General features: G+C 66.5%; 11 protein-coding genes. 6 read left to right on the forward strand and 5 right to left on the reverse strand.

Annotated features, from left to right (window positions below):
• Nucleotides 1-107 precede the first annotated feature (107 nt).
• From ASD71_RS09195 to ASD71_RS09205, 3 genes are all read right to left on the reverse strand, one after another.
• Complete coding sequence (locus ASD71_RS09195) at nucleotides 108-926, reverse strand: TatD family hydrolase (RefSeq protein WP_056562338.1); 819 nt, start codon at nucleotides 924-926, stop codon at nucleotides 108-110.
• 79 nt (nucleotides 927-1,005) lie between these two features.
• Entirely contained in the window at nucleotides 1,006-1,719 is a 714-nt protein-coding gene (locus ASD71_RS09200; RefSeq protein ID WP_056562341.1) for an ABC transporter ATP-binding protein, read from the reverse strand.
• Complete coding sequence (locus ASD71_RS09205; protein ID WP_056562344.1) at nucleotides 1,712-2,992, reverse strand: lipoprotein-releasing ABC transporter permease subunit; 1,281 nt, start codon at nucleotides 2,990-2,992, stop codon at nucleotides 1,712-1,714. The genes ASD71_RS09200 and ASD71_RS09205 overlap by 8 nt, the downstream gene beginning before the upstream one ends.
• Nucleotides 2,993-3,122: 130 nt before the next feature.
• Between ASD71_RS09205 and ASD71_RS09210 the strand changes: the two genes are divergently transcribed.
• Together ASD71_RS09210 and recJ are read left to right on the forward strand one after the other, a co-directional pair.
• Nucleotides 3,123-4,073, forward strand: coding sequence for a hypothetical protein (locus tag ASD71_RS09210; protein WP_056562347.1), 951 nt, complete (start codon nucleotides 3,123-3,125; stop codon nucleotides 4,071-4,073).
• The gene (gene recJ / locus ASD71_RS09215) at nucleotides 4,055-5,755 is read left to right on the forward strand and encodes a single-stranded-DNA-specific exonuclease RecJ (protein ID WP_056562349.1); all 1,701 of its coding nucleotides are present in this window, start codon (nucleotides 4,055-4,057) and stop codon (nucleotides 5,753-5,755) included. Before ASD71_RS09210 ends, recJ begins: the two co-directional genes overlap by 19 nt.
• A gap of 525 nt (nucleotides 5,756-6,280) precedes the next feature.
• Here the strand turns inward: recJ and ASD71_RS09220 are convergent.
• Nucleotides 6,281-7,591 carry an MFS transporter gene (locus ASD71_RS09220; RefSeq protein ID WP_056562351.1) on the reverse strand — a complete coding sequence of 437 codons (1,311 nt, stop codon included), beginning with the start codon at nucleotides 7,589-7,591 and terminating at the stop codon, nucleotides 6,281-6,283.
• A gap of 258 nt (nucleotides 7,592-7,849) precedes the next feature.
• Here ASD71_RS09220 and prfB point away from each other — a divergent pair.
• The 4 genes from prfB to ASD71_RS09240 all read left to right on the forward strand — a co-directional run bounded on the left by prfB (nucleotide 7,850) and on the right by ASD71_RS09240 (nucleotide 11,623).
• A protein-coding gene (gene prfB, locus ASD71_RS09225) for a peptide chain release factor 2 (protein WP_156395105.1) occupies nucleotides 7,850-8,954 on the forward strand; the annotation gives its coding sequence in 2 pieces (ribosomal slippage) (nucleotides 7,850-7,930 and nucleotides 7,932-8,954; 1,104 coding nt in all).
• Nucleotides 8,955-8,997: 43 nt separating this feature from the next.
• Complete coding sequence (locus tag ASD71_RS09230; RefSeq protein ID WP_056562358.1) at nucleotides 8,998-9,753, forward strand: SDR family oxidoreductase; 756 nt, start codon at nucleotides 8,998-9,000, stop codon at nucleotides 9,751-9,753.
• A gap of 10 nt (nucleotides 9,754-9,763) precedes the next feature.
• Complete coding sequence (lysS, locus tag ASD71_RS09235) at nucleotides 9,764-11,287, forward strand: lysine--tRNA ligase (RefSeq protein ID WP_056562361.1); 1,524 nt, start codon at nucleotides 9,764-9,766, stop codon at nucleotides 11,285-11,287.
• Between the two features lie 15 nt (nucleotides 11,288-11,302).
• Nucleotides 11,303-11,623: a hypothetical protein gene (locus ASD71_RS09240; protein ID WP_056562363.1), complete on the forward strand. Its 321-nt coding sequence runs from the start codon at nucleotides 11,303-11,305 to the stop codon at nucleotides 11,621-11,623.
• Here the strand turns inward: ASD71_RS09240 and ASD71_RS09245 are convergent.
• Entirely contained in the window at nucleotides 11,607-12,257 is a 651-nt protein-coding gene (locus ASD71_RS09245; protein ID WP_056562365.1) for a TetR/AcrR family transcriptional regulator, read from the reverse strand. The two genes, ASD71_RS09240 and ASD71_RS09245, sit on opposite strands and share 17 nt — an antisense overlap.
• Nucleotides 12,258-12,262: the final 5 nt, after the last annotated feature.

A 12,262-nucleotide genomic window follows, 5' to 3' on the forward strand; every position in this document is an offset into this window, starting at 1 on the left:
CGAAGAATCGTTAGAAGAGTCGATAGGAGATTCGGACTGGTCCGACGAACGCAATCTTCCCGCACGACGACATCATCATCGCGCACGCGTCTTCGAAGTCAGACAGGTCAGTCCGCGTCAGCCAGAATCGCTGCCGGCAACCTTGGCAACACCCGCATCGCGTTCGCGGTGGTGGCGTGCGCCACCTGCCCCGGCGTGATGCCGCGCAGTTCCGCCAGCACCTGCGCAATGCGCGCCAGTTCGCCGGGACGATTGCGCCGATTGGGTTCGTGCAGCCAAGCGGGCGGGATGTCCGGTGCGTCGGTCTCCAGCACCAGATGCTCCAGCCCGACGTCCACCGCGTGGCGGCGAATCTGCAGCGCCCGCTCGAACGTCATCGCGCCGCCCATTCCCAGCGCAAAGCCATGCTCGATGAAGGCCTGCGCCTGCTGCGCGCTGCCATTGAACGCGTGCGCGATGCCGCCGATGCGCGGATGGCGGCGCAGGTACTTCAGCAAGATGTCCTGGGATTTGCGCACGTGCAGCAGCACGGGCAGGCCAAACTCGACGGCCATGTCCAATTGCGCGGCGTAGAACCGTTCCTGACGTTCGCGCGGCGCACCCGAGGCGATCTCCGGCACGAAGAAGTCCAGCCCGATTTCGCCGATGGCGACAAAGCGCGGATCGCCCAGGGATTCCTTGATGGTCTGGCGCAGCACGTCCAGATCGGCGTCGTCGGCGCGCGCGACGTACAACGGATGAATGCCCAACGCATAGGCGCCGCCGGCAATGCTGGCGGCCAGGTCGCGCACGACCGCAAAGTTTGCCCGTTCGATGGCGGGGATCACGATGGCCTGGACGTCCGCGTGGGCGGCGTGGTCCGCCACCTCGGTCCGGTCAGCGTCGAACTCCCGGGCGTCCAGGTGGCAATGAGTGTCGATGAGCATGGGCGTGTCCTCCTTGTGCGGATTATCCGCCCGCGGCCGCCGCGCGGACCCGCGCGGGCGGCTGTCGCTGCGGACCGGGCTAGCCTGACACCAGGCGGCCGTTTTCCATCAGCAACTGACGGTCGGCGCGGGCGGCAAGCTCGGGATCGTGCGTGACGATCGCAAATGCAGTCCCCGACTCCTGGTTCACCCGCGTCAGCAGTTCGAACATGTTGTGGGCGGTGTGGCGGTCCAGGTTGCCCGTGGGCTCGTCCGCCAGCACGCACACCGGGCGCGTCACCAGCGCGCGCGCCAGCGCCACGCGCTGCCGTTCGCCGCCCGACAACTGCCCCGGGAAGTGCCCTTCCCGGGCGGACAGTCCGACCAGTCCGAGCACTTCGCGTGCCGCCTCGCGCGCCTTGTCGCGGTTCTCGCGGCGCACGATCAGCGGCATCGCCACGTTGTCCAGCGCTGAAAACTCGGCCAGCAGGTGGTGGAACTGGTAGACGAAGCCCAGGCTGCGGTTGCGCACCGCGCTTTTCTTGGATTCGGACAGTCCGATGCCCACCTGGCCGTCAACGGAAACCGAGCCGCTCGTCGGCACGTCGAGCAGCCCCAGGATGTGCAGCAAGGTGCTCTTGCCGGATCCCGATGCGCCCACGATGGCGACCATCTCGCCGCGCGCGACGGACAGGCTGACATTGCTGAGCACTTCGATCCGGGCGGGGCCTTCGTCGTAGACCTTGACGATGTTCTCGGCCTGCAGCGCCGGCGTCGTTCCGGCCTGCGGTTTCTGCGTCGGGGTATCAATCATGGCGCAGCACCTGTGCGGGTTGCAGGCGCGAGGCGCGCCAACTCGGATACAAGGTCGCCAACAGCGAAAGCACCAGCGACGTCACGCCGATGGTGACGATGTCGCCCACCTGCGGGTCGGACGGCAGCGCGCTGATGAAATAGATTTCGCGCGGCAGAAAATGCACGCCCAGCATGCGCTCGATGAACGGCACGATCACGTCGACGTTGTAGGCGATGGCAATGCCGCCGGCCACGCCCAGCAAGGTGCCAATCACGCCGATCAGCGCGCCTTGCACCAGGAAGATGCGGGCCACTTCGCCCGGTCCCGCTCCCAGCGTGCGCAGGATGGCGATGTCGGATTGCTTGTCCTTGACGGCCATGACCAGCGAGGACAGCAGGTTGAACGCCGCCACGGCCACGATCAGCGCCAGGATCAGGAACATCATGCGCTTTTCGGTCTGCACCGCCGCAAACCACGTGCGGTTGTTGCGCGACCAGTCGCTGGCCATGACGTACGGCGGCAGGACGTTGCGCAGCTCGGCCGCCACTTCGGGGGCCTTCTGCATGTCGGCAATGCGCAGACGCACGCCGGCGGTGCCGCTTTCGCGGAACACGCGCGCCGCGTCTTCGTTGTCCACGAACGCCAGCGAGGAATCGTATTCGTAATGGCCCGACGAGAACACACCCACGACGGTGAACTGGCGCATGCGCGGCGCAAAGCCGGCGGGACTGATCGAGCCCTGCGGCGCCATCATCAGCAACGTGTCGCCGACCTTGACGCCCATGCCGTCGGCCAGCTCGTTGCCCAGCACCACGCCGAAGCCACCGGGTTTCAGGTCGGTCAGCTTGCCAGACACCATCTGGCGCGGCAGGTCCGACACGTTGCCCTCGGTGCCGGGGTCGATACCCCTGACCTGCACGCCGCGCAGCGCCTGCCCGCGCACCAGCATGCCCTGCGCCGCCACGAAGGGCGCGCCAGCCTTGACCTCGGGATTGCGCTCGGCGGCGGTGGCAAACTGCTGCCACTGCTCAAGCACCCGTTCGGGCGATGCGCCAGGAAGATAGAGTTCGATGTGCGGCAGCACCGACAGCATGCGGTCCCGCACTTCCTTCTGGAAGCCGTTCATCACGGACAGCACCACGATCAGGGCGGCAACGCCCAGCGCGATGCCCGCCATGGAACTGGCGGCGATGAAGGAGATGAAGCGATCGCGGCGGCCGCGTCGCTGGCGGATCCGGGCAAGGCCCGCATAGCGGGCGCCGATCCATAGTTCGTAGGGTATTTTCAGCACGTGCGCATTATTGCATTAACCGCCCGGAAATCGCCCCGCGGATGTGCGGATCCTAGACCAGGCGTGACAACGTATGGCAGTTGGCCGCGGCGCTAAGTTCCCCATCCCGCCGCGGACTACAATCGCCGCCATGCTGATCGTCATTCCGGGCGCCCTGCCCGCCCTTCCCTTTGCTGCCGAACTGGCCAAGCTCCTGCCCGAGCGCGCGCCCACGCTGCACGGCTGGCTGCAGGCCGCAACGGCCCGTCCGCAAGGCTACGACCTGCGCGCGCACGGCTGCACGGCCTTTGAATCCTGGCAGCTCGAGCGCGCCGGGTATGCACCCGAGCCGGGCCTCTTGCAAAGCGCAGGCCTCGGCCCGCTGCTGGCCGGGCAACATTCCCACACACCGGCATCCGAACCGGTCTGGCTGTGCGAACTGGTCCATCTTGCGCTGGGCGCGGATCAGGCTTCGCTGCTGGATCCGGGGTCGATGGACCTGACCGAATCGGAAACCGCCGCCCTGCTCGACACCGCGCGCCCACTCTTTGAGGGCACCGGCTTCTCGGTCGAGCCGCTGTCGCCGCAGCGCTGGCGCCTGCGCTTGCCGGCGGACCTGCGCCCCCAGACCGCCAGCCCCCTGGCCGTGGCAGGAAAGCGCCTGAACGACTGGTGGCGCCAGGACACCGAGACGCGCCCGTGGCGGCGCCTGCTGAACGAAATCCAGATGGCGTGGCACGAACACCCCGTCAACGAAGTCCGGGCCGCCCGCGGCCTGGCGCCTGTCAACGCGCTGTGGCTCTATGGCGGGGGCACGCCCTGGACGGCGGCGCCCGCCGGCCCGGCGCAGGTGCTGACCGGACTGGACGCCCCGCAACGCGCCGGCGACTGGGCCGCCTGGCTCGACGCGCTGACCGAACTCGACACGCAGCATCTGCGTCCGCTGGCCGCCGGCAAAGGCCTGCCCGCGACGCCCGTGCAGATGCTGCTGCTGGGCGATGACCGCAAGGTCGCCCTTGACCTGAAACCGCGCGGGGGCCTGCTTGGCTTGCTGCCCGCGCCCAAGAAGAACTGGAGCGCCTGGTGGTCTCACCCCGCTTAACGATCCGTCCGGCCGACCTGGCCGCCTGTCACGTCCTCGAATCTTCCGGCATCCACCCGCTGCTGGCCCGCTTGTGGGCCGCGCGCGGTGTGACGCATCCGGATCAGACCCGGCTTGCCTGGCCGTCCCTGCTGCCGCCGGCCGGCCTGACCCATTCTGCCCACGCGGCGGCCGTCCTGGCCGACGCCATCCAGGCCGGCAAAAAGCTGCTGATCGTGGCCGACTACGATTGCGACGGCGCCACCGCCTGCGCCGTCGGCCTGCGCGCGCTGTCGGCGATGGGCGCCGATGTCGACTTCCTGGTGCCCAATCGTTTCGAGACCGGCTACGGCCTGTCTCCCGCCGTCGTGGAACTGGCCTGCCGCCACCGCGCGGGCAAGCCCGACATCATCATCACGGTCGACAACGGCATCGCCAGCGTCGACGGCGTGGCCGCCGCCAACGACGCCGGCATCGGCGTGGTCATCACCGATCACCACCTGCCGGGCGACACCCTGCCGGACGCGCTGGCCATCGTGAACCCCAACCAGCCCGGCTGCGGCTTTCCGTCCAAAAACCTGGCCGGCGTGGGCGTCATCTTCTACATGATGCTGGCGCTGCGCGCCGAACTGCGCCGCCGCGGCGTGTACGCCCCCGATGGCGGACCACGCCTGGACGCGCTGTCCGACCTGGTCGCGCTGGGCACGGTGGCCGACGTGGTCAAGCTGGACGCCAACAACCGCCTCCTGGTCACGCAGGGCCTGCAGCGCATGCGCAGCGGCCGTCTGCAGCCCGGACTGCGGGCGCTCTTCGCCGTCGCCGGCCGTGAGCCGCGCAGCGCCAACGGTTTCGACCTGGGCTTCGCGCTGGGACCGCGCATCAACGCCGCGGGCCGCCTGGCCGACATGAGCCTGGGCATCGCCTGCCTGACCACCGACGACGAGGCGCAGGCGCTGGAAATGGCGCGCGAGCTGGACAACATCAACCGCGAACGCCGCACGATCGAAGCCGAAATGCGCGAGCAGGCGCTGGCCGCCATGGAAGCGCCCGACGCCGCCGCGGGCGCCACCGTCTGCGTGTTCGACCCGGGCTGGCACCAGGGCGTCGTGGGGCTGGTCGCCTCACGCCTGAAAGAGAAATTCTGGCGCCCCACCCTGGCGTTCGCGCCGGCCGGCGACGACGAGATTCGCGGCTCCGGCCGTTCGATCCCCGACGTGCACCTACGCGACGCGCTGGATCTCGTGTCCAAGCGCCATCCCAACCTGATCCGCAAGTTTGGCGGCCATGCCATGGCGGCCGGTTTGACGCTGGGCAAGACCGATTTCCCGGCCTTCGCCCCCGCTTTCGACGCCGCCGTGCGCGAGCTGACCGGACGTGATTCCTTCGAGCCCGTCATCGAAACCGACGGCTCACTGGAAACCGGCTACGCCAACGCCGACGTGGCCGGCATGCTGCAACAGCAGGTCTGGGGCGCAGGCTTTGCCGCCCCCCTTTTCCTGGACGAATTCGTCGTGCGCAACCAGCGCCTGGTCGGCGAAAAGCACCTGAAGCTGTCCCTGGAACGCGGCCACCAGCGCTTCGACGCCATCTGGTTCGGCCACGACCAGTCTCTGCCGGAACACATCCAGGCGGCGTACCGTCTGGAACAGAACGTGTGGAACGGCATGGTGTCGGTGCAACTGGTAATCGAACACGCCGGCTAAAGCACGACGGTGTCTGACACTTGGGCACCGTCGGCGCTTGAAGGTGTCTGACACCCTCCGAGACGCTGACTCAAGCCGACGCGCCTCTTCCCCAGGGTGTCAGACACCTTATGAGACACCGTCCACCAGCAGCGYTACTTCAAAAAGGTGTCTGACACCCTCTGAGACGCCGGCTCAAGCCGACGCGCCTCTGCCCAGGGTGTCAGACACCTTATGAGACACCGTCCACCARCAGCGYTACTTCAAAAAGGTGTCTGACACCCTCTGAGACGCTGACTCAAGCCCGACGCGCCTCTGCCCAGGGTGTCAGACACCTTATGAGACACCGTCCACCGTCTGACACCCTCTGAGACGCCGGCTCAAGCCGACGCGCCTCTCCCCAGGGTGTCAGACACCTTATGAGACACCGTCCACCAGCAGCGCTACTTCAAAAAGGTATCTGACACCCTCTGAGACGCCGGCTCAAGCCGACGCGCCTCTGCCCAGGGTGTCAGACACCTTATGGGACACCGCCACCCAGCAGCGTTACTTGTTCACCAGCTTCGCCGGCTGCGCCAGCGCCACCAGCGCGCCCACCACCAGGCAGCCGGCCAGCATGTACAGCCCCGTATTCGTGGTGCCGGTCAGATCCTTCAGCCAGCCCACCAGATACGGGCTGACGAAGCCCGCCAGGTTCCCCACCGAATTGATCAGCGCAATACCCGCGGCGGCCGCCGTGCCACCCAAGAGCGCCGTCGGCAGACTCCAGAACAGCGGCAGCACCGTGCAGATGCCGATGTTGGCCACCGTCAGCGCCAAAATCGCCAACACCGTATTGCCGCTCCACAGCGCCGACAGGAATAGCCCCACCGCGCCGAACAGCGCCGGCAAGGCCACGTGCCAGCGGCGCTCGCGCTGCCGGTCGGAATTGCGCGAGATCAGAATCATGCCGATCACGGCAAACAGATTCGGCACCGCCGTCAACAGCCCGATCGCCAGCGGACTTTGCACCCCGGTGTTCTTGATGAGGCTCGGCATCCAGAACCCCACCCCGTACAGGCCCATCACGAACGAGAAATAGATCAGCGCCATCGCCCACACGCGCGGCTTGGTCAGCGCGGCGCGGATCGGCGGATCCTCCTTCTGCTGCTCCTCGGCCGCGATATTGCGGATCAGCACGGCCTTTTCGTTGGCCGTCAGCCACTTCGCTTTGTTGATGCGGTCATCCAGATAGATCAGCACCAGCACGCCAATCACCACCGACGGAATTCCCTCCAGAAGGAACAGCCATTGCCAGCCCGACAGGCCGTGGTCGCCGTGGAAGGTCGCCATGATCCATCCCGAGATCGGGCCGCCGATCAGGCCGGACATGGGCACGGCGGTCATGAAGAACGTCGTGATGCGCCCGCGCCGGGCCGCCGGATACCAATAGGTCAGATACAGGATGATGCCGGGAAAGAACCCAGCCTCCGCCGCGCCGAGCAGAAAGCGCAGGAAATAGAACATGTGCACGCTGGTCACGAACATCATGCAGGCCGAGATGATGCCCCACGTGATCATGATCCGCGCAATCCAGATCCGCGCTCCCACCTTGTGCAGGATGATGTTGCTGGGAATCTCGAAGATGAAGTAGCCGATGAAGAAAATACCGGCGCCCAGCCCGTACACCGTCTCGCTGAACTGCAGCTCCTGCAGCATCTGCAGCTTGGCGAACCCCACGTTGACGCGGTCCAGGTACGCCACGACATAGCAGACCACCAGCAGCGGCACCAGCCGCCAGCCCACCTTGCGGTAGATCCGGTCCTCTTCACTGGCGTCAAGCGCCGGCGAGACCCCGGGGGGCATCGTGTTTTCCATCTCTGTCTCCATTCCTCTGGCGGGATAGGCCGGCACGGGGCCGGCGTCAGCGCGGTCCATCCTCCCCAAACGGGGACACGACGGCCACCCGGCAAGCCTAGAGCGGCCGGGTTGACAAAAAACTGAACAACTCCAATTGCGTGCCACCAAACGCTGGAAATCGGACCCGGCCCCCGTCTGCCGCCGCGCGCCCGCGCAGTCGGTCCATCCACGGTAAAATGCCAGGTTTCGCACAAAAGTCATCAGACAGGATCAATCATGGAAGCCGAACGTCAGAACCAGCTCGCAGCCCGCCTCGCCGACTACGCGGAGCGCGAACAGGCTCTACGGAGGTATCTTTGACTACGATGCCAAAGCTGAACGCCTCCACGTCGTAAACGCCGAACTCGAAGACCCGGCCGTCTGGAACGACCCCAAGCACGCCCAGGATCTGGGCCGTGAAAAGAAATCGCTCGAGGTCGTGGTGGAAACGCTCACGAGCCTGGGCGCCGGCGTGGCCGATTCCCAGGAACTCTTCGAAATGGCCGCCGCCGACGATGACGGCGACACCCTCGAAGCGATCGAACTGGATGCCAACGAATTCCAGGAAAAGCTCGAAGCCCTGGAATTCCGCCGCATGTTCTCCAATCCGGCCGATCCCCTGAACTGCTTCCTGGACATCCAGGCAGGCGCGGGCGGCACGGAAGCGCAGGACTGGGCGTCGATGCTGCTGCGCCAGTACCTCAAGTACGCCGAACGCAAGGGATTCAAGGCCGAGATCCTTGAAGAATCCGACGGCGAAGTCGCGGGCATCAAATCGGCCACGATCAAGATCGAAGGCGACTACGCCTTCGGCTACCTCCGCACCGAAACCGGCGTGCACCGCCTGGTCCGCAAGAGCCCCTTCGACTCGTCGGGCGGCCGCCACACGTCGTTCGCCAGCGTCTTCGTGTATCCGGAAGTCGACGATTCCTTCGAGGTCGAAGTGAACCCCGCCGACCTGCGCGTCGACACCTACCGCGCCTCGGGCGCGGGCGGCCAGCACATCAACAAGACCGACTCGGCCGTGCGTCTGACGCACATCCCCACCGGCATCGTCGTGCAGTGCCAGAACGACCGTTCGCAGCACCGCAACCGCGCCGAAGCCATGCAGATGCTGAAGTCCAAGCTCTACGAACTCGAAATGCGCAACCGCATGGCCGAGCAGCAGAAGCTGGAAGACTCCAAGACCGACGTGGGTTGGGGCCACCAGATCCGTTCGTACGTGCTGGACCAAAGCCGCATCAAGGACCTGCGCACGAACGTCGAAATCTCCAACACGCAGAAGGTGCTGGACGGCGACCTGGATCCCTTCATCCAGGCCAGCCTGAAGCAAAACGTCTAAGTTCCGCGATTCTTCCCGCTTTCACGCACCCAGAGGTCCACGAATGTCCGACACCATTGCAATTCTCACCGGCGCTTCGCGCGGCATCGGCGCCGCCATGGCGCGCGGCCTGGTCAAACCCGGCACCCGCCTCATCACCCTGGCGCGCCGCGAAGACCCCGAGCTCACCGCCCACGCGCGCTCGCAGGATGTGCAGCTGGATCAACTGTCCGTGGACCTCTCGGACCTGAAAGCGGCCGAATCCGCGGCCGAACGCATCTGCGCCGCGCTCCCGCGCGACGCCAAGCGCTATCTGCTGATCAACAACGCGGGCACCGTGCATCCCGTGGCTCGCACCGACGAACTCACCGACGGCGCTGCCATCACCGCCGCCTTCAACCTGAACGTCACCGCCGTCATGCTGCTCACGGCACGGTTCCTCGCCGCCGTGGCCGACATCAAGGCCGACCGGCGCGTGCTGAACATCTCCTCCGGCGCGGGCCGCAACCCGAACGCCGGCTGGGGCGTGTACTGCGCGACCAAGGCCGCGCTCGACATGCACGCCCGCGTCGTCAAGCAGGAACAAGGCGCCGACGGCGCGCGCATCGTCGCGCTGGCCCCCGGCATCGTCGACACCGACATGCAGGCCGCCATCCGCGCCAGCTCCGTCGACAGCTTCCCCGCGCTGGCCAAGTTCCAGGACTTCCATGCCACCGGCAAGCTGTCCTCGCCCGCCAACGTAGCCTCCCGCATCCTCGCCTACCTGGATCGCGAAGATTTCGGCACGACCGAAATCGACGACATCCGCAATTACGACTGATCCCCCGACCATGACCGACCACTCGACCACTCCGGCTCCCGCCCAGGATGAAAACCGCTTGATCGCCGAACGGCGCGCCAAGCTGGCCAAACTGCGCGAAACCGGGGTCGCGTACCCCAACGATTTCGTCCCGGACGCCCGCGCCGCGGCCCTGCATGACAAGTACGACGGCGAGGAGCAGGAAGCCCTGGCCGCCGCCGCCGTCACCGTCAAGGTCGCCGGCCGCATGATGCTCAAGCGCGTCATGGGCAAGGCCAGCTTCGCCACGCTGCAGGACAGCACCGGCCGCATCCAGATCTACCTGGACCGCGGCACGCTCGGCGAAGACGTCTACGCCGCATTCAAGCAATGGGACATCGGCGACATCATCGCGATCGAAGGGTCGGTCTTCAAGACCAACAAGGGCGAACTCTCGGTGCACGCCGCCTCGGCGCGCCTCTTGTCCAAGTCGCTGCGCCCGCTGCCCGACAAGTTCCACGGCGTCGCCGACCAGGAACTGCGCTACCGCCAGCGCTATGTCGACCTCATCATGACCGACGCCACGCGCCGCACGTTCGAAGCGCGCAGCAAGGCCGTGGGCAGCATCCGCCAGTTCATGCTGAACGCGGGCTTCCTTGAAGTCGAAACGCCCATGCTGCACCCGATCCCGGGCGGCGCGGCGGCCAAGCCGTTTGTCACGCACCACAACGCGCTGGACATGGAAATGTTCCTGCGTATCGCACCCGAGCTCTATCTCAAGCGCCTGATCGTGGGCGGCTTCGAACGCGTGTTCGAAGTCAACCGCAATTTCCGCAACGAAGGCGTCAGCCCGCGTCACAATCCCGAATTCACGATGATGGAGTTCTACGCAGCCTTCGCGGACTACCGCTGGCTCATGGACTTCACTGAAGAGCTGATCCGCCAGGCTGCCATCTCGGCCTGCGGCAGTGCCGTCCTGACCTACCAGGAACGCGAGCTGGACCTGTCCAAGCCCTTCGATCGCCTGACCATCTGCGAAGCCATCCTCAAGTACGCCGACGGCTACACGCAGGCCCAGCTGGATGACCCGGCCTTCGTGCGCGCCGAACTGAAGAAGCTTGGCGCCGACGCCGACGGCCCCGTGCTCTCGCGCGCCGGCCTGGGCGCGCTGCAACTGGCGCTGTTCGAAGAGACCGCCGAAGCCAAGCTCTGGAACCCCACCTACATCATCGACTACCCGGTCGAAGTCTCGCCGCTGGCACGCGCCTCCGATTCGCGCGAAGGCATCACCGAGCGCTTCGAGCTCTTCATGACCGGCCGCGAAATCGCCAACGGCTTCTCGGAACTGAACGACCCCGAAGACCAGGCCGAACGCTTCCGCTCGCAAGTCGAAGCCAAGGACGCCGGCGACGAAGAAGCCATGTTCTACGACGCGGACTACATCCGCGCCCTGGAATACGGCATGCCCCCGACAGGCGGCTGCGGCATCGGCATCGACCGTCTGGTCATGCTGCTGACCGACAGCCCGAGCATCCGAGACGTCATCCTCTTCCCGCATCTGCGCCGTGAAGACTGATCGTCGGCGCGCGTCATGATCTTCAAGATCCTGATGCTGTTGCTGGTCGTGGCGGGGCTGGTCTACTGGATCAAGCAACCCCGCCGCATCCAGCCGGGCGCTCCCTACCGGACCGTCCCCGCGCGCCGGCCGGTATTCATCGTGCTGTGCGTGGCCACCGCCATTTCGCTGATCGCCGCCATCCTGACTGCCCTGCTCTGGATGGGCGGCGTGGCCGGCGGTGTCACCGGTGGCGGGTATCACGGCGAAGCCGATTTCCTGCTGCCCGTCGCGGCCGCGCTGCTCGCACTGTCCGTTGCCTGCGCCGTGGGTGCGTTCCTCAAGCGGCGGGGTTAGGGTCCACCGGCCACCTGCCCGCGTTCGCCGGCAGCGCCGGCAATGACGCCTGCAGCATCGCGTCGATGAACGCGGCGGGCGCCAGACGCCCGCCCGGCTTGTACCACTGCACCGTCAGGTTCATCGCGCCCAGCACGCATCGCTTGATGACGCGCGCATCGCCGCGCAGCAACCCCGCTTCCACCGCCCCCGCCACCACCGACTGCCACATCGCCTCGTAGCGGTCGCTCAGGACCTTCACCGCGGCCTGGCTGGGCGCAGACAGGCTGCGCCATTCGTACACCAGTGCGTTCATTGCATCCCCGCCCGCGCCGTGCAGCATGCTCCACATGTGCACGCGGAACAGCGCCGCCAGGCGGTCCTCCGGCTCGACATAGCTGGCCAGCGCCTTGCCGCCCAGGTCGATCACTTCCTGGATGCCGTTATTCATGACGGCGACCAGGATTTCCTCCTTGCTGCGAAAGTGATGGAAAAGGCTGCCCGACTGCAGCCCCACGGCCTTGGCTAGCTCGCGGACCGTAGTGCGTTCGTAACCCCGCTTGCTGAAGAGCCTTCCGGCCGCCAGGACCAGTTCCCGGCGCCGCTCGGTCTCCGCGCCATCGTCCCGCGGCGCGGCGGTCCCGGTCTTGTCCATGGCGT

This window comes from Achromobacter sp. Root565, assembly GCF_001427425.1.
Taxonomy (GTDB): Bacteria; Pseudomonadota; Gammaproteobacteria; order Burkholderiales; family Burkholderiaceae_B; genus Achromobacter; species Achromobacter spanius_D.